The sequence below is a fragment of the Pseudomonas extremaustralis genome, from assembly GCF_900102035.1.
GTDB classification, from domain to species: domain Bacteria; phylum Pseudomonadota; class Gammaproteobacteria; order Pseudomonadales; family Pseudomonadaceae; genus Aquipseudomonas; species Aquipseudomonas extremaustralis.
In genome coordinates, this window is sequence record NZ_LT629689.1 from 482,137 (window position 1) to 507,525 (window position 25,389).

Here is a 25,389-nt window from a genome sequence, read left to right on the forward strand (position 1 = left end):
TGGGTCAGTGTGGGCAAGCCGCGTGGGCGGCGAAATAAGGGTTTTTGAAGGTAGAAGTTAGAAAAATCCAAAGCCTCACCTGTCGGCGCGAGCAAGCTCGCTCCTACCTGGAGAGGGGGAGCAATGTGGCGATGGCGGTCAGCGCCAATTCATAGCCCAGCGCCCCCAACCCTGCGATCACCCCGGTGGCGGCCTTGGACACGTAGGACTGATGCCGGAAGCTTTCGCGCTGCCAGATATTGCTCATGTGCGCTTCGATGATCGGCCCGTCGAACGCCAGCAGCGCGTCGAGGATCGGCACCGAGCTGTAGCTGAGCCCGGCGGCGTTGATCACGATGGCGTCGCCGTTCAGGCGCGCGTCTTGAATCCAGTCCACCAGTACGCCTTCGTGGTTGCTCTGGCGAAAGTCCAGGCCCAGGCCCAGCTCGGCGGCGTGGCGCTGGCAGCGGGCTTCGATGCTGGCGAAGCTTTCACTGCCGTAGGTGCCGTGTTTGTCCAGCCCGTAGAGGTTGGCGTTGGGGCCGTTGAGGAAGTACACGCGGTGGGTCATGACGGGCTCCAGGTTATTCGGCGATGGCAAACACTGCCTTCATACGGTCCAGTCGTCCGGTACCACGGCGATCACATCGATCTCCATCAACCACTCCGGTTGTCCCAGCCCGGAAATCACCAGCCCGGTGGAAATCGGAAACACGCCTTTGAGCCATTTGCCGACTTCCTGGTACACCGGCTCGCGATAGCGCGGGTCGATCAGGTAGGTGGTGGTCTTGACGATGTGCGACAGGTCCGAGCCGGCCTCTTCGAGCAGTTGCTTGACGTTCTTCATCGCCTGCTCAGCCTGGGCGCGCGGGTCGCCGAGGCCGACCAGGTTGCCGTCGAAATCGGTGCCGATCTGGCCGCGTACATAAATGGTGTTGCCGGCGCGCACGGCCTGGCACAAGTCGTTGTCCAGCGCCTGGTTGGGGTAGGTCTGTTTGGTGTTGAACATGCGGATGCGGGTGTGGGTAGGCATAACGACAACTCGTGGGAAGCGGGATGGATTGAGCTTCACACCGTGTCCTGTCTTGCGAAACCAGCTTTTGCGCGGGGTAGTGCTTAGGAAAATCCGAAGCCGGCGCCCATCATGGGTTCGCCCATGACCCGGCACGAACCCTGCAACGCTGCCCGTACAGTCATTGTTGAGGTGAAGGCGTAATGCTCAGTCGTATTACTCAGCGCCAATTGGAATACTTTGTCGCGTCCGGCGAGGCCGGCAGCATCAGCGCGGCGGCGGAACGCATCCATGTGTCATCGCCGTCGATCTCGGCGGCCATCACCCATATGGAAGCCGAATTGGGTATCCAGCTGTTTATCCGCCACCACGCCCAGGGTATTTCCCTGACCGCCGTGGGGCGCCTGGTGATGCAGGAGGCCAAGCAGATTCTGGAACAGGTGAGCAACCTCTACACCATCGCCTCGGAGTCCTTGAACACCGTGCGCGGGCCGTTGCGGGTCGGGTGCCTGGAGTCGCTGGCGCCGATGATCACCCCCGAGCTGGTGTTTGGTTTTGGCCGCGCGTTCCCCGGCGTGCGGTTGACCCAGGCCGAAGGCAACCACGAGGAACTGCTGGAAAAACTGCGCAGCGGTGAACTGGATATCGCCCTGACCTACGACCTGGTGACCAGCCCGGACATCGACTTCCAACCCCTGGCGCAACTGCCGCCCTATGTGATGGTCGGCGAATATCACCCGCTGGCGAGCTTGCCGGCGGTAAGCATGCAGGACCTCGAGGCGTACCCGGTGGTGCTGCTCGACACGCCGTGGAGCCGCGACTATTTCCTCAGTCTGTTCATCCAGGCGGGCACCACGCCGAACATCATCATGCGCTCCACCAACCTCGAAACGGTGCGCGCGATGGTGGGCAATGGCATCGGCTATTCGTTTGCCAATGCGCGGCCCAAATCGAACATGTCCCAGGATGGCAAACGGGTGATCCGCCTGCGCCTGGCCGGCACCCATCGGCCGATGCGCCTGGGCTATGCCACGGCGAGCAACACCCAGTTGTCGCGTGTGGTGTCGGCGTTCGCCGAGCGCTGCCGCATGTTCGTGTCCGACCAGTACATCCCCGGCATGGCGCCGCCGAGCTTTTTTGACCCCCATGCGGTGCGGGTGCTCACGGGTGTGAGCTGAATTTGCACCAAAAGGTGGCGTGCGCGGCACGCTGAATTCAGGTGTGCACGCTGTTCAATGTGGGAGGGAGCAAGCCCCCTCCCACATGGATTGGGGGTGGTTTTAAGTGGGCGCAGGGCACTGCATAGGTTCAGCCTACCCAGTGGGCCGGCTTTTACGAATTGACCCCAAGCACCTCCCGCCACGACTCTGAATCCATTGACGCAGATCAACTTCTTTATTTTTTGCAGGGCACGGCGACGATGACATTTGACTGGAATTACATGTTTGGTTTGCTGGGCGACGCCGAGTTCTGGCGCGCGACGTGGACGGTGATCAAGCTCAGTACCCTGACCTGGGTGTTGAGCATCGGCCTGGGCTTTCTGCTGGCCCTGGCCAAGCAATCCAAGCACGCGGTGCTCAGCGTGCCCGCCCGTGGCTATATCTGGTTGTTCCGCAGCCTGCCGCTGCTGGTGCTGCTGATCTTCATCTACAACCTGCCTCAAGCATTGCCCGGCACCTCGGCGGTGCTGGCCGACCCGTTCTGGTCCGGCCTGTTGGCGCTGGTGATCTGCGAAACGGCCTATGTCGCCGAAATCCATCGCGGCGGTCTGCTCTCGATTCCCAAGGGCCAGGGCGAAGCGGCGCGGGCGTTGGGCTTGAGGTTTTTCGGCACCCAATGGCGCGTGGTGATTCCCCAGGCGCTGCGGGTGGCGTTGCCGTCCCTGGCCAACGAATACATCTCCATCGTCAAGCTCACGTCGCTGGTGTCGGTGATCTCGCTCACCGAAATCCTGATGGTCGGCCAGCGCCTGTATTCGCAGAACTTCCTGGTGATCGAAACCATGGCGGCGGTGGCGTTCTTCTACGTGTTCATCGTCACGGTGTTCGACTTTTTGCTCAAACGCCTGGAGCGCTTTCTCGACGTCAACCAGCGCAACGTCTCCCGCGTGCCGGATGCGGCGGTGCTGGCCCTGGCCACTCAACAGCGCACCGCGTTGCAGCGTCCGGCGAACACCGGCGTCGCCGCGCTGCAAGCCTCGCGGTTGCACAAGGCCTATAACGACATCGAGGTGCTGGGGTCGGTCAACCTGCAGATCCAACCGGGTGAAGTGGTGTCGGTGATCGGCCCGTCGGGTTCGGGCAAGACCACGCTGATCCGCCTGCTCAATGGCCTGGAGCAACTGGACAACGGCGAGGTTCACATCAACGGCCTGCCGTTCATTCACCTGAATAAAACCGACGTGCAAAAGCCTCGCTACATCGAACACGCCGAGCACCGCCTGAACATCGGCATGGTGTTCCAGAGCTTCAACCTGTTCCCGCACTTGAGCGTGCTCGACAACCTGCTGATGGCGCCGAAGTACCACCGCCTGGGCCGCACCGACGTGCTCAAGCAACAGGCCTACGCGCTGCTGCACAAGGTGGGCATGCTCGACCATGCCTGGAAGTACCCGCACCAACTCTCCGGCGGCCAGCAGCAACGCGTGGCCATCGCCCGCGCCTTGATGATGCGCCCGCAGATCATGCTGTTCGACGAGCCCACCTCGGCGCTCGACCCGGAGAAAGTCAACGAAGTGCTGCAAGTGATCGAAGCCTTGGCCGAGGAGGGCATCACCATGGTGATCGTCACCCACGAGATGAACTTCGCCTTCAAGGTCTCCGACCGCATCGTGTTCATGGAGAAGGGGCGCGTGGTCTGCGACGACACGCCGGGCGCCTTGCGCAGCGGCCACAACCCACGCGTGGAGGCGTTCCTCAAGGACGTCTCGCTGGCGTGATCCGTTTAACGTTCAGGAAAAAACACCATGATTGAACAAGCACAAATCGAACAGTTCCAGCGCGACGGCTTCCTGATGGTGGAAGGTGTGTTGTCGCTGGACGAAGTGGCCGCGCTGCAGCACGACTTCGACCAGTGGGTCGAAGAGAGTCGCGGCCACGACCAGGGCTGGGGCAGCACCGTGGATGGCCGCGCGCGCTTCGACCTGGAAGGCGACCACCGCCCCGATCACCCGTCGCTGCGCCGTGTGAGTTCGCCCACCGAGATTTCCCCGGCCTATGAGCGCGTGGCACTGCATTCGCGCATGGCGGCGATTGCCGCGCAGTTGGTCGGCTCCAGCGGCGCGCGTTTCCACCACAGCAAGATCAACTCGAAACTGCCCCACACCGCGACCCAGGTGAAGTGGCACCAGGACTTTCTGTTCACGCCCCACAGCAACGACGACATCGTCACCGCCTTGCTGATGGTCAGCGAAGTCACCCCCCAGAACGGCCCGCTGAATGTGATCCCCGGCAGCCACAAAGGCCCGTTGTGGTCGCACTGGCAGGCGCAGCGTTTCACCGGCGCGGTGGACGACAGCGTGGTGGAACAACACTGCCAGCAACCGGTGGCCTGCTATGGCCCGCCCGGTTCCGTGTGCTTCATGCACACCCGCCTGTTGCACGCCTCCAGCCCTAACGAGACCGAACTGCCGCGCACCCTGTTCATCGGCGTGTATGCCGCTGAAGACGCGCTGCCATTCGGCGAAAACCCTCTGCCCAGCGCACATGCCGGCTTGCTGGTGGCCGGTGAAGAAAGTGGCTTGATACGTTCCACGGACAACCAACTGCGCTTGCCGCAGAAACCCCGTGGTGCGTCTTTCTTCGTGCAACAGGCCGGACAAGATTCTGCCACTGCCTAACCTCCCAACCCCCTTGCAGGTATTGACCATGACAGCGTTTCGTAAAAGTGTTCGCCCCCTTGCCGTGTGCCTGCTGGGCGCAGCGGTTGCGATGACTTCGTTGGCGGCTTCGGCTTTCCAGCAGGATGGCAAGATCATCGCCGGTTCCGATGTGACGTTCTTCCCCTACGAATACATGGATAACAACAAGCCCGCCGGCTTCGATATCGAATTCATGGACGGCCTGGGCAAAGTCATGGGCCGCAAGGTCGAGACCCTCGACACGCGCTTCCCCAACCTGATCACCGGTTTGCAGGCCGGGCGTTTCGATGTGACCAACTCGTCGATGTACATCACCGCCGAGCGGGTCAAGGTCATCGACATGATCCCCTACCTGAAAAGCGGCGAGTCGATCCTGACCCTCAAGGACAGCGCCTTCCAGCCCAAGACCCCGGAAGAGTTCTGCGGCCACAAGATCGGCTCCATGGGCGCCACCTCGTGGCTGGCGCAGATGAACAAACTGTCGGCGGAATATTGCGTGGCCAAGGGCTTGAAGCCGATTCAGATCAGCGAGTACAGCACCGACCCGCAAACCACCCAGGCCCTGCTGGCCCACGCGGTGGAAGCGCAGATCACCGACGCGGCCGTGGCCCGTGGCGTGATCGACAAACTCGGCGCGCGGGTGGTGATTTCCTCCGACACGTTGATCTACCCGGTGCTCAACGGCTTCGGCGTGAAGAAGGGCAACGACACGGTGAAAAAAGCCCTGCTCGACGGCCTGGAAAAATACCGCGCCACGCCTGAGTACGCAGCCTTGCTCAAGAAGTACAACTTCGAGGCACCGACCGAAGCCGACCTCGCGGCGTTGATGCCCAAGTAAGCCACTTGCGCGGCCGCCGTTGTGCGGCCGCGCCCTGCGGAGACCGATCCATGGCGTTATCCCTCGAAGAACAGACGCGCATCGACCTGGCGGCGACCTTTCGCATCATTGCCCACCTGGGGATGCACGAAGCGGTGGCCAACCATTTCAGTGCGGCGGTGTCGGCCGATGGCAAACAGTTCTTGCTCAACCCGAAGTGGAAGCACTTCTCGCGTATCCGCGCCAGCGACCTGTTGCTGCTGAACGCCGATGACCCATCCTGTGGCGACCACCCCAACGTGGACGCCACCGCCTGGTCGATCCACGGCCAGATCCACCGCTTGCTGCCGCAGACCCGTGCGGTGCTGCACTTGCACCCGGTGTACACCACGGCGGTGGCGTGCCTGGCCAAGCCGCACATTCCGCCGATCGACCAGAACACCGCGCGTTACTTCAACCGCGTGGCGGTGGACGAACTCTACGGCGGCATGGCCGACACCGAGGCCGAAGGCGCACGCCTGGCCGGCCTGCTCGGCGGCAAGCGCCGCCTGTTGATGGGCAACCATGGGGTAATGGTGACCGCCGCGTCCATCGGCGAAGCCTTTGACGACATCTGGACCCTGGAGCGTGCCTGCCAGATCCTGGTGACGGCCTGGTCCACCGGGCAGCCGTTGCGGGTGTTGTCCGATGACGTCGCGGAAAAGACCGCGCGGGGCTGGGAAGGCATCACCGACTTTTCGCGCCAGCATTTTGCAGAAATGAAGCAGTTGATGATCGACGCCGACCCTTCGGTACTCGATTGAGGAGCGTTCCATGACCTTTTCCGTTGTCGCCCGGTGTGCCGAGACCGGCCAGTTGGGTATTGCGATCAGCTCGTCGAGCATTGCCGTGGGCGCCCGTTGCCCATGGCTGCGTCCGGGTGTAGGCGCGGTGGCGTCGCAGAACATCACCTTGCCGAGCCTGGGACCGCAAGTGCTGGATTTGCTGGAGCAGGGCCTGGCGCCTGGCGAGGCATTGGCCTCGGTGTTTGCCGGTCAAGAGCATGGCGATTACCGCCAGGTCACGGTGATTGATCACCTGGGCCGCACCGCGCATTTCAGCGGCGCGCATACCCTGGGTGTGCATGGGGCATTGAGCGGCGAGCAGTGCGTGGCGGCGGGGAATATGCTCGCCGACCCTGGGGTGATCGACGCCATGGTGCGTGCGTTCGAGCAGGCTGCGGGGCATCTGGCCGACCGCTTGCTGGCGGCGATGCAGGCCGGCCAGGCCCAGGGTGGCGAGGCGGGGCCGGTGCATTCGGCGGCGTTGCTGGTGGTCGACGACGTACTCTGGCCCATCGTCAACCTGCGGGTGGACTGGGCCGACGAAGACCCGATCGGCGCACTCGAACGACTCTGGCAGGCCTATCATCCGCAACTGCAGGACTACATCGACCGCGCCCTCAACCCGCACATCGCACCGGGCTATGCCGTGCCGGGGGATGACCGGTGAACACCAGCCGCGACCTGTTGGCGCACCTGGTGCGCTTCGACACCACCAGCCGTGAATCCAACCTGGCGTTGATCGATTTTGTGCGTACCTATTTGCAGGACCACGGCGTGGCCTGCGAGCTGGTCTACAACGCGCACAAGAGCAAGGCCAACCTGCTGGCGACCATCGGCCCGGCCGACGTGCCCGGCATCGTGTTGTCCGGGCATACCGATGTGGTGCCGGTGGACGGCCAGCGCTGGACGGTGGCGCCGTTTGAATTGACCGAAAAAGACGGCCACTTGTACGGGCGCGGCACCGCCGACATGAAGGGCTACATCGCCTGCGTGTTGGCCAGTGTGCCGGCGCTGATGCAGGCGCCGTTGCGCATGCCGGTGCATATCGCCCTGTCCTATGACGAAGAGGTCGGCTGCCTGGGCGTGCGTGCGCTGATCGAGCGTTTCCACGGGCAAACGGTCAAGCCGCTGCTGTGTGTGATCGGCGAACCCACCGAACTCAAGCCGGTGCTCGGCCACAAAGGCAAGCTCGCGGTGCGCTGTGACGTGCACGGCGTGGCGTGCCATTCGGCCTATGCGCCTTCGGGGGTGAATGCCATTGAATACGCCGCGTGCTTGATCAGCGAACTGGTGCGTCTCGGGGAAACCCTCAAGGCCCCGCAACAGCGGGACTCGCGGTTCGATCCGCCGTTTTCCACGGTGCAGACCGGCGTGATCAGCGGCGGCAAGGCGCTGAACATCGTGCCGCAGCACTGCGCGTTTGATTTTGAAGTGCGCTCACTGCCGGGCCAGGACCCGTGGCAGGTGGCGCAGCAGCTACACGATTACGCCGAGCGCAGCCTGCTTCCCGCGATGCGGGCGGTGAGCGCGGACTGCGCGATCAGTATCAGCGAGTTATCCAGCTACCCAGGGTTGGCGACGGCCCTGGACAGCCAGGCCGCTGAATGGGCCGCGCAGTTTTGTGGCTCGCGGGACTTCGGCACCGTTGCGTTCGGCACCGAAGGCGGTCTGTTCGACCAGGCCGGCATTCCCACGGTGGTGTGCGGGCCGGGCAGCATGGCGCAGGGCCACAAGCCCGACGAGTTCATCAGCGTTGCACAGTTGGCGGCGTGTGATCGGATGCTGGAACGGGTGCTGGCGTTTGTGCGCCAGTAACCCCTGGCACTGCCCATCCGGCGTCCAAGGCTTTCAGCCCTTTGCCACACCCACTCGCCACTGCGCTGGCGGCAACAGGCCATTGACCAGGTAGTTGCCGACGATCCGCGACTTGTACACCCGTGGATTGTGGTTCGCCAGGGTGCGCGCGTTGCGCCATAACCGATCCAGCGCCTTGTCGCTGGCTGTGGCGCTGGCGCCCAGTGCGTCGAACAACGCGGTGGTGGCGGCGAGTGTCGCATCCACGACCGGGTTGACCGCCAGGCACACTTCCAGCTCGGCCAACGCCACCTGCGGGTCGTCATCGTGCAGCGGCTGGGCATGGGCGATCACAGACTGCGCCGTGTGTTCCAAGCGCCGTGCCGCTTGCTGGGCGATGGCCTGGGCAGCGTAGGCCTGGCTGGCGACTTCGCCGATCACTTGCAGCAGTTGCACGTCCGCGCCGGCGGTGTCGGCATTGCCGGTGGTGAAGGTGCGGGCGCGCCGAGCGAGTTCCTCGGCACCGCTCAAGGCAGCGCGGCGGGCGATGCCGGCGAGGGTGCTGAGGTGGTAGAGCTGGAAGAACGATTGCCCATGGCCGAAGCGTTGTTGGGTGGGGCGCAGGTCGTTGTCCACCACCGGCGCATTGTCGAACAGGCAGGTGCCGCTGGCGGTGAGGCGTTGGCCGAAGCCGTTCCAGTCATCGACGATCTGCACGCCGGGGGCCTTGAGGTCGACCACCACACTGTAGGCGATGCCGTCTTCACCGGTGGCGATGGTGTTGATCAGGTCGCTGTAGAGCGCCCCCGTGGTGTAGAACTTGCGGCCACTGATGCGCAAGGCGCCGCTGGCGTCGCGGTGCAGGCGGGTTTCGAATTCGCCGCGGGTCTGGTTGCCGACTTCGGTGCTGCCGGGGGAGAGCAGGGCGCCTTGGCCGAGGCGGTCGAGCCACTTGGCGCGCCAGTCGAGGTCCTTGGCGCTGAGCACGTCTTCGCAAAAACCGAAATGCCCGCGCAGGGCCTGGGTGATGTTGGAGTCGGCGGCGGACAGTTCGGTGAGCAGGGTGAGCAGTTCCACCAGAGTGGCGCCATGGCCGCCATAGCTTGGCGGCAGGCGCCAGCGCGGCAATCCCAGGGCGTTCAACTGCCGGATAAAGCCGGCCAGGCTGGCGCGTGTCTGGTCGGCTTCGGCGGCCTGGGTGAGGATTTGCGCAAACAGCGGGCGAAACGGAGCTGCCAGTTGTTCGTAACGGGCACTGGGCGGCGTGCCCCAGATATTCAGTGTGGGAGTCGACATGCAATGGACCTTGCAGAAAATGGTTCAGGTGCTGGGGTCCAGTGGTCTGGTGACGCCACCCTAACCCAGGGGCGGCCAAGTTTTTAATACGAAAAAAAGCTAGCGAGCTGCAAAGGCGTTCTATCTATATCGCCCAACAGTATTAAACGTCGCGCTTTTATTGCGTTAGCTTCTACCAACGCCCCGCTCGGCGACTGAAAAAACGCTGCCCCGAATGACCAGACTGCATGCCCACAGATGGTTGAACCAGCCACTGACCCTATGGGTAATTTTTATGATCAACCGTCGAACACTCCTTTCCCTGCTGGCCCTGGCCTCGTTCACGCTGCCGGGGCCGTCGGCCTGGGCGGCGCAGCCCCTGACCCTTACGGTGGGCGACCAGTTTTTCTCCAACCGCATCGTGCTGGAGCTGTCGGGCGAGCTCAAAGACTTGCCCTACCAGATCGATTTCAAACGTTTCAACACCGGCTCACCGGTTGCTTCGGCGGTGGCCAGCGGCGCACTCGACGTGGGCATTGTCGGCGATACCCCGGTGATCAGCCTGGCTGCCAATGGCGCGCCGGTGAAGGTGGTCGCCAGCACCCAGACCAGCCTCGACGGCGTCGGCATTGTGGCGCGCAAGGGCATTCATTCGGTGGCCGACCTCAAAGGCAAAACCGTGGCGATCTGGAACGGTTCGTGGAGCCAGCAACTGGCGTACAAGGCCCTGGATGAAGCCGGCGTGCCGCGCAACAGCGTCAACTTCAAATACCTGTTGCCCGCCGAAGCCAGCCTGGCGCTGACCCAGGGCGATATCGACGCGTTCGGCACCTGGGAACCCTACGTGTCGTTGCAGGAGAAGGAGGGCAGCACCTTGATCCGCAACGCCAAGGGCCTGATGAGCGCGCCGACCTACATCGTTGCGTACGAGCCGGCACTGGCGCAGAAAAGCGCGATCATCAAGGACTTTATCGCCCGCCTGACCCGCGCCAGGGTGTGGAGCAACACCCACGTGGATGAGTACGCCGAGGCCTGGTCCAAGGCCAACCAGTCCGCCCCGGAAATCGCCAAAGTGTGGTTCAAGCGCGACGCGATCAAGGTGCTGCCGATCTCGCCGACCATTGTCAGCGAGGCCCAGGCCACGGCGGATTTCCTGGTGGATGCGCAGATGTTGAAACAGCGCTATGACGTGGCGCCGTTGTTTGATCGGGCGCTTTGAAGGCAGGGGAAACAAGCGCTTATAGAATCGCTTGGCTGTTTGTGTGGGTGCTGGACTAGGGTTTTTCTTCCGGATCTCTCCGGAATGAACAATTCACTGGCATCTACAAGGAGTAGCCAGTAGGCTACAAGTGGCACGATGATCAATTGGATAGGCAGGACGCCAGAGTTCGATACATGGCTCGATGGTATGCGGGATATTTGTGGGAAAGCGGCTGTTCTGGCCCGATTGGACCGAGCCGAGGAAAACAATTTTGGTGATTGCGAACCTGCAGGCGATGGCCTGAGTGAAATGCGTGTTTTTGTCGGGCCCGGCTACAGGATTTACTTTGTGCGCACGGGGATCACTGCTTACCTGATGTTGTGGGGCAGTGATAAAACCGACCAGAAGCGAGGCATCAAGCGGGCAAGAGAGATTCTCGATGCCCGGAGAGGGAGATGAAATGAGCGAATCGACATTCAAACCCGAGGATATGCCGATCCTCGATATTGATACCGGCGGTACCCGCGTCTATGAAGCGTCGCGCTTCCTCGATAGCCCGGAAACCATCAGCGCTTATCTTGCGCAGAGCATGAGGTCGCAAGACCCACGGATACTCATGAAGGCGCTTGCCGAAGTCGCCAAGGCCCAGGGGGTGAACAAGGTGGCCGAGGCGGCCGGGGTGAATCGGGAGAGTCTGTATAAAACCCTGAAGGGCGGTTCTAAAACCCGCTACGAAACCATCCAGAAGTTGATGCAGGCGTTGGGGGTCGAGCTGACGGTGCAGCCGCTTTCAAGCAAGAAAGCGGCAAGCGTAAAGCCGAGTGCTGCCAGCAAATAAGCGACCGCCTTGCCTTACGGGCTCAGCGCACCAGGCAAGGCTGCTTGTTGTTAAAACGCCAGCCCGGAATCAAGAACTGCATCGCCACACTGTCATCCCGCGCGCCGAGGCCCATGCCTTTGTACAGCTCGTGGGCCTTGGCCACCGCGTCCATATCGATCTCCACCCCCAGGCCCGGCTTGGCCGGCACTTTCACGTAACCGCCTTCGATTTTCAGCGGTGCTTTGGTCAGGTGCTGGCCGTCCTGCCAGATCCAGTGGGTGTCGATGGCGGTGATGTCGCCCGGTGCGGCGGCGGCGACTTGGGTGAACATCGCCAGGGAAATATCGAAGTGGTTGTTGGAATGCGAGCCCCAGGTCAGGCCCCAGTCGTGACACATCTGCGCGACGCGTACCGAGCCCTGCATGGTCCAGAAGTGCGGGTCGGCCAGCGGTATGTCCACCGATTGCAGCTGGATCGCATGGCCCATTTCGCGCCAGTCGGTGGCGATCATGTTGGTGGCGGTTTTCAGGCCCGTGGCACGGCGGAATTCGGCCATGACTTCGCGGCCCGAGTAGCCGTTTTCGGCGCCGCACGGGTCTTCGGCGTAGGCGAGCACCTGGTGTTGGTCGCGGCACAGGCGGATGGCTTCTTTCAACGACCAGGCGCCATTCGGGTCGAGGGTGATGCGTGCATCGGGGAAGCGTTCGGCCAGGGCGGTGACCGCTTCGATTTCCGCGTCGCCGCTCAACACACCGCCCTTGAGCTTGAAGTCATTGAAGCCGTATCTGGCCTTGGCGGCTTCGGCCAGGCGCACCACGGCGTCGCTGGTCAGGGCTTTTTCATGGCGCAGGCGTAGCCAGTCATCGTCGCTGTCGGCTTCGTTGCGGTAGGCCAGGTCGGTGGCGCCGCGGTCGCCGACGTAGAACAGATACCCGAGCATTTTCACCGCGTCGCGCTGTTGGCCTTCGCCGAGCAAGGCCGCCACCGGCACGTCGAGGAACTGCCCCAGCAGGTCGAGCAGCGCGGCTTCCATGGCGGTGACGGCATGCACGGCGATGCGCAGGTCAAACGTCTGCAGGCCGCGCCCGGCGGCGTCCCTGGAGGCGAAGGCGCTGCGCATCTGGTTGAGGATGCGCTGGTATTGGCCGATCGGTTGACCGATCACCAGGCTGCGCGCGTCTTCCAGGGTTTCGCGGATGCGTTCGCCGCCGGGCACTTCGCCCACGCCGGTGTGGCCGCTGCTGTCCTTGAGGATGACGATATTGCGCGTGAAGTAAGGCCCGTGGGCGCCGCTGAGGTTGAGCAGCATGCTGTCGTGGCCGGCCACGGGGATGACTTGGAAATGGGTCACTACGGGAGTCATGGCAAGTTCCTAAATAGGTTCAGAGAGGTTTGCTGATGGCAGCGCCCGTTGGCGCCGCGCTTGGCGCGGTCAAGGCTGCCGAGGGCGAGGTCTTGGCAAAGAACACCAGGATCGCCGCGAGTACCGAAGTGCCGGCCAGGCCATACAGGCCACCCTGGATCGAGCCGGTGCTCTGTTCGAGGAAGCCAAAGGTGGTCGGTGCGACGAAGCCGCCCAGGTTGCCGATAGAGTTGATCAGCGCGATCACGGCGGCGGCGATGCGCACATCCAGGTAGCCCTGGGGGATCGGCCAGAACAACGACGACGCCGACTTGAAGCCGATGGCCGCGAAGCAGATCGCCACGAACGCGAAGATCGGCCCGCCGGTGGTGGACATGAACATGCCCGCGGCAGCAATCAACAGCGCAGCCGCGACCCAGGCCTGCTGGAACTTGAACTTGCCCGACAACGACGCGAAGGCATACATGGCGATGATCGAGATCAACCACGGGATCGAGTTGAAGAAACCCACCTGCATATCGCTCAAGTCCCCCATCTTCTTGATGATGCTCGGCAGCCAGAACGTCGCCGCGTAGATCGTCAGTTGGATGCAGAAGTACAGCGCGCAGAACAGCAGGATCTGACGGTCCTTGAGCAGCTTGCCGAGGGAGGGTTTGACGCTGGTCAGGGCTTCGCGGTCGCGTTGTTCCTGGTCGATGGCATCGACCAGTGCGTCCTGTTCTTCGCGGGTCATCCATTTGGCGTCGTGGGGCTTGGAGTCGAGCCAGAACCAGACGAAGAAGCCCAGCGCCACAGAGGCCAGGCCTTCGACGGCGAACATCCATTGCCAGCCATGCAAGCCAAACCCTTCGATCTGCAACAGCGCCCCGGACAGCGGGCCGGAGATCAACGAGGCCACGGCCGAACCGCTGAGGAAAATTGCGATGGCTTTACCGCGCTCCACCCCCGGCAGCCAGCGGGTGAAGTAATAGATCACGCCGGGGAAGAAGCCCGCTTCGGCCACACCCAGCAGAAAACGCAGGATGTAGAAGTGGGTTTCGTTCTGGATGAACGCCATCAGCGTGGCGACGATGCCCCAGGTGAACATGATGCGGGTCAGCCAGATACGCGCGCCGACCTTTTGCAGCAGCATGTTGGAGGGCACTTCGAAGAGGGCGTAGCCGATGAAGAACAACCCGGCGCCAAAGCCATAGGCCGCGGCGCCGATGCCCAAGTCATGCTCCATGTGCGTGCGCACGAAGCCGATGTTGACCCGGTCGATGTAGTTGAGGATGAACATGATCACGAACAGTGGGAGCACATGGCCCTTCACTTTGCTCACGGCGCGCGCGAGGGCTGAATCACGTTCGGGTGTGGCAGCTGCATGGCTTGAAGGACTCACCATTTAAAAACGCCCCCTGATTTATTTTTGTGTGGGTTTGTACGGGTGTTGATAGACATCATACAAGTTGATTTCTTCGGTTCGCAATGTGCTGCCGAGATTTTTGTGGGCATAAGGCGGCGGGATGATCAGGTTTTTTGGTTATTTGCCCTGTATTTGTTGGGTTTTTATGGGGTTTTGAAGCGATTTGTTGGGAAGGGCAGGCGTAAAGAAGATTGCATCTAAAGCACTCTTTGATATTGGTTGTCATACAAGTTGGTGGCTTTTTCAATCAACACCGCCTCGCCTCCGAACGGAATGTTAAGCTCCGCCCAGCCCAACCCCGTGGACCCGCAACGATGCCCATTGAAAGTGGAACCCCTGTGCGTAGACGCTCCAACAACCTGGCCCAAGGCGTGGTCGATGCCCTGACCCAGCGCATCCTGCTCGGGCAATTGAAACCCGGTGAGAAACTGCCGTCGGAATCCACCATCGTGCTCGAGCATGGCGTGAGCCGTACCGTGGTGCGCGAAGCGATTTCCAAATTGCAGGCGTCGGGGCTGGTGGAGACGCGCCACGGCATTGGCACTTTTGTCCTGGCGCAGCAGCCACCGTCCGGGCTGCGCCTGCATGTGGATACGGTCGCCAGTGTGCGCAGCATGCTGGAGCTGCGCCTGGGCCTGGAGGTACAGGCCGTGGCGCTGGCCGCCATGCGCCGCAGCGACGCGCAACTCGCGCGCATGCGCGAGGCGCTCACCGACTACCAGGCTTCGCTGGCCAACCACGACAGCTGCGTGGAAGAGGACAAACGTTTTCACCAACTGATCGCCGAGGCCACCGGCAATACCTTTTTTACCGAGATCATGCTGCACCTGGGCAATGCGATGATCCCGCGTACCCAGGTCAAGGGTGACGAACGCGGCGGCGCCGACTTTTCCAAACTCGGGCAGTTGGCGCACCTGGAGCATGAGGCGATTTTCAACGCAATCAAGCGCCAGGACCCGGACGCGGCCCGCGCCGCCATGGTGCTGCACCTGAGCAACAGTCGGGACCGTTTTTCGGGCGCGTAGAGTCTTTGCATCCAAAGGAATAGCCATTGAACGAACACACCTTATCCCTGCGCCTGGAGCGCGTGGCGGCGAACGTGCCAGTTGGCGCGCGCCTGGCCGATATCGGCTCCGACCACGGCTACCTGCCCGTGGCCTTGATGCGCCGTGGCCTGATCGCGGCGGCGGTGGCGGGGGAAGTGGCGACCACACCGTTTCACGCAGCGCAGCGCACGGTGCGGGACAACGACCTGCAGCCACACATCAGCGTGCGCCTGGCCGATGGTCTGGCGGCCATCCAGCCGGGCGATGGCATCACCGCGATCAGCGTCTGCGGCATGGGCGGCGAGACGATCCGCGACATCCTGGACAACGGCAAAGCCCATCTGCGCGGCAAAGAGCGCCTGATCCTGCAACCCAACGGCGGCGAGCAGCCCTTGCGGCAGTGGTTGATGGATAACGGCTACAGCATCCTCCATGAAGAACTGCTGCGGGAGAACCGGTTCTACTACGAGATCATCGTCGCCGAACGTGCCGCCCCGGTGCGTTACACCCCTGAACAACTGTACTTCGGCCCGTTGCAGATGCAGGCGCGCAGCCCCTTGTTCCTGGCTAAGTGGCAGCGTTTGTTGGGGTTGAAACGCAAAACCCTGGCCGGGCTCGAACAAGCACCGCCAGCGAAGGTGCAGGCAATCACCGAGCAGATCAACTGGATCAGTGCGCTGCTGGCTTGAGCGTGGGCACTGGCCCTGTGACAAGCAGGCTTACCCGAACCCGACAGCATGGGTGCAATGGAGCAGGGTGGGGAGTACGCCTTTGCGAAGTAAAAGGGCATACCCTGCACTGCCCGGTCGGGGACAACGTGACCTTCAGCCGTTATCGACTGGCAAAACGCTTGAGCGAAAACGATGACAAATCCAAGTCACTCGCCCCCTGGATGCACCACTGTGCAAACGCCTCGCCCAGCGCCGCCGAATGCTTGAAGCCATGCCCAGAGCACGGCGATGCCACCAGGGTGTGCTGCAGCGTGGGATGCTCATCGATGATGAAGTGGTGGTCCGGCGTCACGGTGTAGGCACACACCGCCGACTTGACCACCTTGGCCGTGACCCCGGCAATCCGGCCTTGCACCTGCTGTTCATACATTTGCCGTTCCTGCGCCGCCGAGACTGTGCGGTCGAGTGTCTCGGGCGTGGAAGGGGTGTGGTACTGCGCGGTGGCAATCTTCAGGCTGCCCTCGCCGGGCAACGCCGGGAACCCATAGTGGATACCCTCTTCGCCCTGGCCGTGAGTGAGGATGTACGTTGGTGATTTGCCCACCAGGTCAACGCCTGGCTCAAGCTCGAACCAGAACAGCCGCTGCGGGTAAACACTGAGCAACCGATCGAACGGTGTGCTGAGTAAACCACCCATCCAGTTGCCCGCACTCACCACCAGCTTGTCCGCCTGCAACGTGCGCCGGTCGGTGGTCACCGTGACGCCGTGTTCGTCCGATTGGATTTCGGTAACGGTCTCGCCCTTGTAGAGCGTTGCTCCGTGTTGTTCTGCCAGTTTGAGCTGCACGTCGATACAGCGCTCCGGCCGCACAAAACCGCCCTCCGGTTCGTAATAGCCGATGGCGCTGTCCACCACCTGGGCGAATTGGGGGAAACGTTGGCGAATCTGCGTGGCATCCAGCACTTCATGGTCGATGCCATAGGTGCGCGCCAGGCCAATGGTGCGCAAGGTGAAATCCGATTCATCGCTGGGGTCAAAGTCATCGCGGGACGTCAGCACCAGCAACCCCGACTGCTCGAACAATGCCTCCCCCGACAGCGCCTCAAGCTCCCGCCAGATCCGGTGCGAATTGCGCACGATGGGCACGTACTGTGCGCCTTCACCCACCGACAGCCGCGTGATGCGGGTGTCGCCGTGGCTGGAACCGAAGGTATGGGGCGGGTGATGACGGTCGATACCGGCCACCTTTACCCCGGCTTTTGCCAGTTGGTACACCGTGGCGGCACCCATGGCGCCCAGGCCGATGACCAGCGATTCATAGCGTTGCATATTGGATACTCGCTAGAAGAGAGGGAGCAGTAGTTGAGGGCAGGCGTCGATTAAAAGCAAGGGGAGAGCGTTAGTCGTGGGGCGCTGATGTACTGGGTAGTGGCGCAGGGTTGTTTTTATTCGAGGCGATTTGAGTTTTGGTGTACAGCATCTATACAGATAATGTCTATATGTCATTTATGTATTAAGGAGCACGTATGCGTTTAATAACTTGTATCACTACCTTAACAGTTCCAATCTTTTTAACCGCGTGTACGGCTTCCAGGCCTGAGCCTGGGACACTCCTTAAAACTTGGTCGGAGAGCGTTGCAAATCTCGGTATCCGACCGGTATATCCGTTGCAGGAGAATTTATATCCGGGCAACTTGCTTTTGGTGCCCACTTATCCAGGTAAGAGCAGGTCGGATATAAAACCTTCAGAGTTTTATAATTACTACCCGATTCCCGTAGGGTCGTTGGATTTGTGTGCGTTGTATTTACCGATCAAGAATGCGCCGGAAATGCCATTGGTGGAGAATTACGTGGCGCCGGGAGCATCAAAGGATAAGGTGCTGACACCTTGGGCACCGACGGCAATTAATTATTCGAATTTGAATTGCCACGCATACAACGGTACCGACTTCAAGCTCAATCGGACGGTCGCATTTCCTGCGTTCCAGTTCGGCGCGTTGGTCGAAGCTGGGGGCGGAGCAAACTTGATGGCCGGAACGGTTGGGGCAAAGGGCAGTGCGGCGGGGAAGGATGACTACCTGATGACTATCTCCGTGCCGAGTGCAACGGTCATCCGGGTCGACATTGCGGATCTTCTTACGGCTAGATTTTTAGACCGCTTCTATCCAAGGGGCGGTGCAGAGAAATTAAACAGCGATATTGGTGCGGTTATGAGTGCGGCTGTTTTTATCGATAAGGAGGGAACCCTCTCAATGCCGGAATTACTCCTTGTCTCCGAAGTTTATTATGCGAATGCCATTGATGTTTCAGTCACGGCCTCAGCGGCGCGATCTGCGCAGTTGGCCGCCAGTACCCAGGCGTTAGTTGAACGTTTTGAAAAACTGGATGCTTTGCAGAGAAAGATGGATGCACTGTCGGGGACTTCGCACGACTCCGGCACCACTGGGCAGGCACAGACAACGCCGTCGCAGAATAAGGCTCAAACAGTGGCTGCGACGGAAACGCAACAAAGTATCAAGAATGAACTGGTCCAGCAGATGAGTCAGACTCAATCTGAAATCAATGCACTTTCCAATACGATCTTACCCAATGCACCTGGGGTGACAGGGGCGGTTAAAAGTGTCACGCGTTCGGGTGTCACACTGACTCAGGTGTTCCCGCGGCCATTGGCAATCGGTTACAGGGCTTTGGCGTATGACCCGGTTTTCTTTATGCAGAGACTGGCAAACAAACCGGGTAAAAAAACGCCATGATCAAGTGTTTTGTCGCAAAGCATTCTTGCGCGGAATCGGGCGTTGACTGCCGGTGAAGCACTCACCGGCAACCCCGATAAAGCCTCCGATCAGCGCACCACATCCAGCGCCGTAAATTCATTCACATAGTGAGTCTGGCTCGACGTCGACTCCAGCGTCAGCGCGACCCCCAGGTCCTCGATAAATGCGCGCGAGGTCTGGTAGTCGCCCTGGTCGCATTCCAGCTTGATCGCATCGCCTGTGAGCGAAGCGAACACCTGCTTGGCCGGGAAGCGCTCGCCGATCTTGCAGGTCATGGTGGTCTGGACGGGCCTGTCGTTCGGTTTCTCCGGCATGTTCGCCATGCGCAGTCGCGCGCTCAAGGTCTGGCCCGGTGTCCAGCTCGTCGGCAGGTTGAGTTCCACCTCACGGGTTTGCAGCACACGGCCATCGCCGATGCCATTCATCTTCGACTTCAATTGGATCAGGTCCGCCTTGGTCTGGCGCTCCACGTGGAAGGTGCTGTTGTAGACCTCGTTCTTGTTCAGCAGGCCACCGTCGGCGCTGAGGGTCACGGACGTCGGGCTGTCCGGGCTGCCGTCGCCCTTTTTGGCCCGATAGGTGTAGGTCAGGGTCTTGAACTTGGGTTGCAGCAGCGGGGCGTCGAGGTGTTGGAGTACGCCTGCGGGCACCTCGACATCGTTGATGCTCGGCTCCACCACGGTGCGCGGGTAATCGACCGGCGCGATGTCCGGACGCAACAGCGCCAGCAGCGCCGCGTCCACACCGCCCTGCACCGAACAGCTGACACGCGATTGCGTGCCCTGTTTGCCTTCCGGTTCCACGATCAGCACGCGCTCCACGTGCCGCGTGCCCGGTGCCTTGCCCGGCTGGGGTTTGATCGCTTGCCAGTGGTCGCCGACCTTGAGTTCGCTGCGGGTGTATTCCCCATCGCCTTTGTGCAGCAGTGCGGGTTGTTCCAGCAGTGGGGTGAGGTGTTGGGCGACGTCGTCGATACCACCCTGCACGATAAAGCTCCAGTAATAGTAGAGCCCCAACTCGCCCAGGTCGGTGACCTCGTCGGCGTAGGACACCAACTTCAAACCGGCGATCGGCGGCGCGCTGACCGGCACCGAGTTGCCGTTGCGGCTGGCGCGATCCGGCACCGCGATCCAGGCAAAGTCCTTGTCCTGCTTGAGCGGCGCGTAGGCCTTCCACGCGTCGCGGTAGGTGTTCAGGCTGCTGAAGAAACTCGCATCGCAACGGGTAAAGGCCTTGAGCGTATCGACCAGGGCCGCGTCGTCGGCGTGGGCCAGTGAAGGCAGGAGCAAGGCTGAGGAAAGGACGAGGGCGGCGGCGGGCAACTTCATTGCACTGAATTTCCGTATCGTGGCGGGAGCCCGGCATTATCCAGAGATTGGGGGCCGGGCTCTAGCGCTGATCAACCATCGTCAGCGCCGGTCATTCAGATCCACCGGTCATTCACGGCGGTACGGTCCCCACCCTCATGGCCGGTGTTCAAAATGCCCCGGGGTTCGATCATCATCAGCCTGGCTTCACCTTCGGCAGCCGTCCGGTGCTCGATTCCATGCGGGACCACATACAGTTCCCCCGGCGCCACATACACGGGACCGTCTGGCAGATCGATCCGCAGCGTGCCTTCCAGCACCAGAAACGCCTCGTCGGTTTCCGGGTGCGAGTGCCAGATGAATTCACCCTCGATGCGCACCACCTTGAACTGGTAGTCGTTCATTTCGGCGACGACCCGCGGGCTCCACTGTTCGTCGATAAGCGCGGCTTTGTGCGCAAGGTTGATCGGGGCTGCCGGGTACGGTGACGAAGTCATGACGAATCCTCTGGTGGGTGAGAGGGGCCAGACTATCGACGCCAGGGGGGGGGCCTGGCTTGTACGATCCTGCACGTTGGGCGCTGACCTTCACTTGTACAGAATCGCCTGATGAATATCCTCCAGCGCCATGATGCGCTGGGCGGCGTTGAGCTTGATGGCCTCCTTGGGCATGCCGAACACCACGCAGCTGGCTTCGTCCTGGGCCACCGTGGCGGCGCCGGCGTCGAGCATCTCCTTGAGGCCGCGCGCGCCGTCGTCGCCCATGCCGGTCATGATGATGCCGGTGGCGTTCTTGCCGGCGAACTTGGCCACCGAGCGAAACAGCACATCCACCGAAGGCCGATGCCGGTTGACCAGCGGCCCGTCGATCACTTGGGCGTGATAGTAGGCGCCGCTGCGGGTGACCATCAGGTGCTTGCCACCAGGGGCGATCAGCGCCAGGCCAGGCAGGATGCGGTCGTTGTTGCGCGCTTCGCGCACCTCGATCTGGCACACGCTGTTGAGGCGCTCGGCAAAGGATGCGGTGAATTTCTCGGGCATGTGCTGCACGATCACCATGCCGGGGCACACCCTCGGCAGTGCCGTCAGCACCGCCTCCAGCGCCTGGGTGCCGCCGGTGGAGGTGCCGATGGCGACGATGCGTTCGGTGGTCTGTGCCATGGCATGGCCATTGGCGGCGGGCAGGATCGCATCCGCGGTGAGCTTGCTGGCCGGGGCCGGTGGTGGCGCCGGCCTTGCGCTGCGCTTGCCGAGGTTCTTGACGTTGGAGTTCGCGGCGGCGCGGATCGCCGCGACCAGCTCGGCCGCCGACTCGATGAGGAAATGCTTCAAGCCGGTCGTGGGCTTGGCGATGATGTCCACCGCGCCGGCCGACAGCGCTTGCAGGGAGGTTTCCGCGCCTTTCTGGGTCAGCGAGGAACAGATCACCACGGGCGTCGGTCGCTCGCTCATGATTTTCTTGAGAAAGGTGATGCCGTCCATGCGCGGCATTTCCACGTCCAGCACGATCACGTCCGGCCATTCCCGGGCGAGTTTGTCCATGGCGAAAATCGGGTCGGAGGCGGCGCCCATGACGTGGATGTCCGGGGTGTCGCTGAGAATCGCCAGCAGTACCTGGCGCACCACGGCCGAGTCATCGACCAACAGCACACTGATTTTTTTGGTAGGCATTTTTTTGAGGTGTTCCCATTGGTTGATGCCGGACCCAGACGTCGCCGTTCCACAGGTCGAACATGATCGTGCGGTAACCGGTACTGCCCATGTCCTGGGCCGTCAGGTTCAGGTGATGGCGCTCGACGAGGGCCAGGGCGGCGCGGATATTCAGGCTGGCCACGTCCTGCGTCGACACCAGGCGCTGGCGCTCGGGGAACATCTTGCCGCCGCCGAACAGCTTGACGTGGTAATCCCGTGCTTGTGTGCCGTTGACGTGGGCGTGGCGCAGCAGCAGTTCCAGGGCCTCATCGGCATACCGGCCGTCCAGCGGCTGATCGTTGCGCAAGCGCCCCGGCAGCATGAAGTGGCACATGCCGCCGATCAGCCGTTGCGGGTGCCAGAACGTGATCGCCACGCAGGAACCGAGCAAGGTGCGCAAGCGCGTTGGCCGCGTCGCAAAGCACACCTGGCCGGGCGCCAATACCACTTCGGTCGTACCGACAGGCTTTTTCATGGCTTGCGGTAGATCGACGGCGCTACCAGCTTCAAGGTGTCATTGACGCCGTGCAGGCTTTCCGAGTGGCTGATGATCAGGTGCCCGCCAGGTTTGAGCAGCGGCAGCAGGCGCGCGACCACTTGGATCTTGGTCGGCTGGTCGAAATAGATCATCACGTTGCGCAGGAAGATCACCTCGAACTCGCCAAGGGCGGGCAGCGCTTCGTTGAGGTTGACCTGGACAAAATTGACGCGGTCACGCAAGGCCTTGTCGATCAGAAACGTACCTTCCTGGCGGCCGATGCCCTTGAGGCAATACTTGGTCAGCAGCGGTCGGGGCAGTGTCTCGGTGCGTTCCATGGCGTAATGGCCGGTGCGCGCCTTGGCCAGCACTTGGCTGCTGATGTCCGAGCCGACGATTTCCCAGGGCGTCGTGCCCAGGCTCTCGGCCAGGGTCATCGCCAGGCTGTAGGGTTCTTCGCCGGAGGAACTGGCCGCGCTCCATACGCGAAACAACTTGCCCGGCGCGGCCTTGGGCAGTACGTGCTGACGCAGGAAGTCGAAGTGCTTGGGCTCGCGGAAAAAATAGGTTTCGTTGGTGGTCAGCAAATCCAGGGCGACCTGCAACTCGCTCTTGCGCGGGTCACTCATGATCAGCTTGAAATACTCGCCATAGCTGTGCAGCTCGTAGTGCTTGAGGCGCTTGAACAGGCGCCCGGCCACCAGGGCTTTCTTGGCCGGCGACAGGCTGATGCCCGCCGCGCGGTACAGCCAGGTCTGGAACTGACCGAATTCACGATCATCGATGGAGACAGTGTCTGACATGGCCGGGGCTCAACGCGGGTCGACGTCGAGGCTCGGCGCCTGGCCAGCCTCGGCGAGGCTGGACATCTCATCGATGGACAGCACCTTGTCCACCGCCAGCACGATCACGAACTTGCCGTCGACCTTGGCCATGCCGCTGATGAAATCGGCGCGAATCCGCGCGCCGAAGTTGGGCGGCGGTTCGATCTGCGCGGCGGCGATCTCCTGCACCGCAGACACCGTGTCGACCAGCAGCCCGATGTCCTGGGGCTGGCCATCGTCGGTGCTCGCTTCGATGATGACCACGCAGGAGCGCCGGGTGATCGCCGAGTTGGCGCGGCCAAAGCGCGCCGACAGGTCGACCACCGGCACCACCGCACCGCGCAGGTTGATCACCCCGCGCACGAAGGCGGGCATCATCGGCACCACGGTCAGGCTGCCGTATTCGATAATTTCCTTGATCCCCAGAATGCCGATGGCGAACATTTCGCCGCCGAGCATGAAGGTCAGGTATTGCGCATCCTCGTCCACCGCAACGGCGGCCTGTCGAGTCTTTGTCACTGCGCCCATGTCATTCTCCCTGTAAGCCCACGTCGATACTGGCGATCAGAAGCGGGTGAATTCCGATTCGTCCGGGGCGCTGGCCATGCTGTAGGCGAAGGCCTTGCGCGGTGCCTGCTGTTTGGGGCGTTGCAGCTGATGGCCAGGCTTGCTGCCGGGGCCGTCCACGCTGCTGCTGTGCACCGCGGCCTTGGGGGTTGAATCCAGCACGAAGAAGCTCATGGCCTGTTGCAGTTGCTCGGCCTGGCTGCTCATTTCTTCGGCCGTGGCCGCCAGTTCCTCGCTGCTCGAGGCGTTCTGCTGGGTCACCTGGTTGAGCTGGGTCATCGCGGTGTTGATCTGCGCCACACCGGCGGCCTGTTCTTCGGACGCGGCGCTGATTTCCTGCACCAGATCGGAGGTCTTGTTGATCGACGGCACCATTTCGTCGAGCAGCTTGCCGGCTTTTTCCGCCATGTCCACGCTGCTGGAGGACAGTTCACCGATTTCCTGGGCCGCGACCTGACTGCGTTCGGCCAGCTTGCGCACTTCGGCGGCCACCACCGCGAACCCTTTGCCGTGCTCGCCGGCCCGAGCGGCCTCGATGGCGGCGTTGAGGGCGAGCAGATTGGTCTGGTAGGCGATGTCATCGATGATGCTGATGCGCTGGGCGATTTTCTTCATCGCCACCACGGTCTGTTGCACCGATTCGCCGCCCTCGGTGGCTTCCTTGGCGGCCTTGCTGGCCATGCCATCGGTGACCTTGGCGTTTTCGGTGTTCTGGTTGATGCTGGCGCTCATCTGTTCGACCGATGCACTGGTTTCCTCGACGCTGGCCGCTTGTTCGCTGGTGGCCTGGCTCATCGACTGCGCGGTGGCGCTGACTTGCTCGGAGGCGCTGGCCAGGTTATCGGCGGCGTTGCGCACTTCGCCGATGATATGCGCCAGCTTGCCGACCATGTTGCGCATGGCGTTGAGCACCATGCCGGTTTCGTCTTGTGCACCCGGTTCGATGTGGGCGTTGAGGTTGCCTTCGGCCAATTGCTCGGCGGCGCTCGCGGCTTGCCTCAGCGGACGGGAGATGATCCGCGCGATGAACATCGCCAGGCCCAGGCCGATCAGCAGGGCGGTGATCAGCGCTGCGATGATCGACAGGCGTGCGCTTTCGTACAGTGTCGAGCCTTTGTCACCGGCGATGGTCGCCCCGGCGTCATTGAGCTCGACCATCTTTTGCAGGCGGTCGGTCACTTGATCGAAATGGTCCTTGGACTCACCGGTGAGCAAGCCGCGCGCCTGGGCTTCCTGGTTCTGCCGGGACAGGTCGAGCAACTGCTTGCTGGTCGCCAGGTACGAGGCCCAGGCGCTTTTCACGCTGGCCAGGAGTTGACGATCTTCTTCGTTGGACAACAACTGCTCATAGGTACCCATGCGGGCTTCGAACTGCTGGCGTGCGTCGGCGGCTTCACGCTCGGCCAGGGCTTTTCCCTCGACGATCTCGGTGCCGACGTGGCGGTTTTCTTTCAAGCGATAGTTGGCCGCGAAGAACCGCATGGCGGCCGCTGCGCGCATGGAGGGCATCCAGTTGCCCCGGATGTCCTGGGCCGCCTGGTTGACGGCTCCGAGCTGGACGATGGCGAAGCCACCCATGGCGGCGGTGAGCGCCAGGACCACCAGGAATGAGCTGATCAGCTTGGTGGAAATCTTAAGATCGTAGAACCATTTCATCGGGGAACCTCCATGGAATTGCAAA

Annotated in this window: 26 protein-coding genes; 13 read left to right on the forward strand and 13 right to left on the reverse strand. The window is 62.0% G+C overall.

The features are described from left to right. Positions 1–103: 103 nt before the first annotated feature. Both BLR63_RS02405 and BLR63_RS02410 read right to left on the reverse strand, forming a co-directional pair. The gene (locus BLR63_RS02405) at positions 104–550 is read right to left on the reverse strand and encodes a type II 3-dehydroquinate dehydratase (RefSeq protein ID WP_010567219.1); all 447 of its coding nucleotides are present in this window, start codon (positions 548–550) and stop codon (positions 104–106) included. A gap of 39 nt (positions 551–589) precedes the next feature. Then, the gene (locus tag BLR63_RS02410) at positions 590–1,012 is read right to left on the reverse strand and encodes a RidA family protein (protein ID WP_010567220.1); all 423 of its coding nucleotides are present in this window, start codon (positions 1,010–1,012) and stop codon (positions 590–592) included. Positions 1,013–1,194: 182 nt separating this feature from the next. On the opposite strand from BLR63_RS02410, the gene BLR63_RS02415 reads away from it, so the two are divergent. From BLR63_RS02415 to argE, 7 genes are all read left to right on the forward strand, one after another. Further along, positions 1,195–2,169 (forward strand): LysR family transcriptional regulator, encoded by a 975-nt coding sequence (locus BLR63_RS02415; RefSeq protein WP_010567221.1) that lies wholly within the window; start codon positions 1,195–1,197, stop codon positions 2,167–2,169. A gap of 242 nt (positions 2,170–2,411) precedes the next feature. Next, the gene (locus tag BLR63_RS02420; protein WP_010567222.1) at positions 2,412–3,929 is read left to right on the forward strand and encodes an amino acid ABC transporter permease/ATP-binding protein; all 1,518 of its coding nucleotides are present in this window, start codon (positions 2,412–2,414) and stop codon (positions 3,927–3,929) included. Between the two features lie 27 nt (positions 3,930–3,956). Further along, on the forward strand, positions 3,957–4,829 hold the full coding sequence (locus BLR63_RS02425) for a phytanoyl-CoA dioxygenase family protein (RefSeq protein WP_010567223.1): 873 nt from the start codon (positions 3,957–3,959) through the stop codon (positions 4,827–4,829). A gap of 28 nt (positions 4,830–4,857) precedes the next feature. Next, entirely contained in the window at positions 4,858–5,688 is an 831-nt protein-coding gene (locus BLR63_RS02430; protein WP_042947519.1) for an ABC transporter substrate-binding protein, read from the forward strand. 50 nt (positions 5,689–5,738) lie between these two features. Continuing rightward, positions 5,739–6,470 (forward strand): class II aldolase and adducin N-terminal domain-containing protein, encoded by a 732-nt coding sequence (locus BLR63_RS02435; RefSeq protein ID WP_010567225.1) that lies wholly within the window; start codon positions 5,739–5,741, stop codon positions 6,468–6,470. A 10-nt stretch (positions 6,471–6,480) separates the two neighbouring features. Then, the gene (locus BLR63_RS02440) at positions 6,481–7,158 is read left to right on the forward strand and encodes a DUF1028 domain-containing protein (RefSeq protein ID WP_010567226.1); all 678 of its coding nucleotides are present in this window, start codon (positions 6,481–6,483) and stop codon (positions 7,156–7,158) included. After that, entirely contained in the window at positions 7,155–8,306 is a 1,152-nt protein-coding gene (gene argE / locus BLR63_RS02445; protein WP_010567227.1) for an acetylornithine deacetylase, read from the forward strand. The genes BLR63_RS02440 and argE overlap by 4 nt, the downstream gene beginning before the upstream one ends. Before the next feature lie 33 nt (positions 8,307–8,339). On the opposite strand, the gene BLR63_RS02450 is transcribed toward argE, so the two are convergent. Next, positions 8,340–9,581, reverse strand: coding sequence for an acyl-CoA dehydrogenase family protein (locus BLR63_RS02450; protein ID WP_010567228.1), 1,242 nt, complete (start codon positions 9,579–9,581; stop codon positions 8,340–8,342). Between the two features lie 274 nt (positions 9,582–9,855). On the opposite strand from BLR63_RS02450, the gene BLR63_RS02455 reads away from it, so the two are divergent. The 3 genes from BLR63_RS02455 (at position 9,856) to BLR63_RS02465 (ending at position 11,599) form a co-directional block, all read left to right on the forward strand. Further along, on the forward strand, positions 9,856–10,779 hold the full coding sequence (locus BLR63_RS02455; protein ID WP_010567229.1) for an ABC transporter substrate-binding protein: 924 nt from the start codon (positions 9,856–9,858) through the stop codon (positions 10,777–10,779). A gap of 138 nt (positions 10,780–10,917) precedes the next feature. After that, a complete protein-coding gene (locus BLR63_RS02460; RefSeq protein WP_010567230.1) occupies positions 10,918–11,220 on the forward strand; it encodes a type II toxin-antitoxin system RelE/ParE family toxin in 303 nt (100 codons plus the stop codon). 1 nt (position 11,221) lies between these two features. Next, positions 11,222–11,599 (forward strand): addiction module antidote protein, encoded by a 378-nt coding sequence (locus BLR63_RS02465; RefSeq protein WP_042947520.1) that lies wholly within the window; start codon positions 11,222–11,224, stop codon positions 11,597–11,599. A gap of 22 nt (positions 11,600–11,621) precedes the next feature. On the opposite strand, the gene gudD is transcribed toward BLR63_RS02465, so the two are convergent. Further along, positions 11,622–12,944, reverse strand: a complete 1,323-nt coding sequence (gene gudD, locus BLR63_RS02470) for a glucarate dehydratase (protein ID WP_010567232.1) — start codon at positions 12,942–12,944, stop codon at positions 11,622–11,624. A 19-nt stretch (positions 12,945–12,963) separates the two neighbouring features. Further along, entirely contained in the window at positions 12,964–14,325 is a 1,362-nt protein-coding gene (locus BLR63_RS02475; RefSeq protein ID WP_042947532.1) for an MFS transporter, read from the reverse strand. Positions 14,326–14,663: 338 nt separating this feature from the next. On the opposite strand from BLR63_RS02475, the gene BLR63_RS02480 reads away from it, so the two are divergent. Both BLR63_RS02480 and BLR63_RS02485 read left to right on the forward strand, forming a co-directional pair. After that, positions 14,664–15,374, forward strand: a complete 711-nt coding sequence (locus BLR63_RS02480; protein ID WP_010567234.1) for a FadR/GntR family transcriptional regulator — start codon at positions 14,664–14,666, stop codon at positions 15,372–15,374. Between the two features lie 26 nt (positions 15,375–15,400). Beyond that, the gene (locus BLR63_RS02485) at positions 15,401–16,084 is read left to right on the forward strand and encodes a tRNA (adenine(22)-N(1))-methyltransferase (RefSeq protein WP_010567235.1); all 684 of its coding nucleotides are present in this window, start codon (positions 15,401–15,403) and stop codon (positions 16,082–16,084) included. A 142-nt stretch (positions 16,085–16,226) separates the two neighbouring features. Here BLR63_RS02485 and solA read toward each other — a convergent pair whose 3' ends face one another. Then, the gene (gene solA / locus BLR63_RS02490; RefSeq protein ID WP_010567236.1) at positions 16,227–17,396 is read right to left on the reverse strand and encodes an N-methyl-L-tryptophan oxidase; all 1,170 of its coding nucleotides are present in this window, start codon (positions 17,394–17,396) and stop codon (positions 16,227–16,229) included. A 197-nt stretch (positions 17,397–17,593) separates the two neighbouring features. Between solA and BLR63_RS02495 the strand changes: the two genes are divergently transcribed. Beyond that, entirely contained in the window at positions 17,594–18,820 is a 1,227-nt protein-coding gene (locus BLR63_RS02495; RefSeq protein ID WP_130926107.1) for a hypothetical protein, read from the forward strand. An 89-nt stretch (positions 18,821–18,909) separates the two neighbouring features. Here the strand turns inward: BLR63_RS02495 and BLR63_RS02500 are convergent, their stop codons facing one another. From BLR63_RS02500 to BLR63_RS02530, 7 genes are all read right to left on the reverse strand, one after another. Further along, on the reverse strand, positions 18,910–20,169 hold the full coding sequence (locus BLR63_RS02500) for a hypothetical protein (protein ID WP_010567238.1): 1,260 nt from the start codon (positions 20,167–20,169) through the stop codon (positions 18,910–18,912). A 95-nt stretch (positions 20,170–20,264) separates the two neighbouring features. Continuing rightward, complete coding sequence (locus BLR63_RS02505; protein ID WP_010567239.1) at positions 20,265–20,645, reverse strand: cupin domain-containing protein; 381 nt, start codon at positions 20,643–20,645, stop codon at positions 20,265–20,267. A 90-nt stretch (positions 20,646–20,735) separates the two neighbouring features. Further along, on the reverse strand, positions 20,736–21,818 hold the full coding sequence (locus BLR63_RS02510) for a protein-glutamate methylesterase/protein-glutamine glutaminase (protein ID WP_042947522.1): 1,083 nt from the start codon (positions 21,816–21,818) through the stop codon (positions 20,736–20,738). Then, positions 21,781–22,314 (reverse strand): chemoreceptor glutamine deamidase CheD, encoded by a 534-nt coding sequence (gene cheD, locus BLR63_RS02515; protein WP_010567241.1) that lies wholly within the window; start codon positions 22,312–22,314, stop codon positions 21,781–21,783. The genes BLR63_RS02510 and cheD overlap by 38 nt, the downstream gene beginning before the upstream one ends. Further along, positions 22,311–23,120 carry a CheR family methyltransferase gene (locus BLR63_RS02520; RefSeq protein ID WP_010567242.1) on the reverse strand — a complete coding sequence of 270 codons (810 nt, stop codon included), beginning with the start codon at positions 23,118–23,120 and terminating at the stop codon, positions 22,311–22,313. Before BLR63_RS02520 ends, cheD begins: the two co-directional genes overlap by 4 nt. A gap of 9 nt (positions 23,121–23,129) precedes the next feature. Next, positions 23,130–23,669, reverse strand: coding sequence for a chemotaxis protein CheW (locus tag BLR63_RS02525; RefSeq protein ID WP_010567243.1), 540 nt, complete (start codon positions 23,667–23,669; stop codon positions 23,130–23,132). Between the two features lie 36 nt (positions 23,670–23,705). Further along, positions 23,706–25,364: a methyl-accepting chemotaxis protein gene (locus BLR63_RS02530; RefSeq protein ID WP_010567244.1), complete on the reverse strand. Its 1,659-nt coding sequence runs from the start codon at positions 25,362–25,364 to the stop codon at positions 23,706–23,708. Positions 25,365–25,389 lie beyond the last annotated feature (25 nt).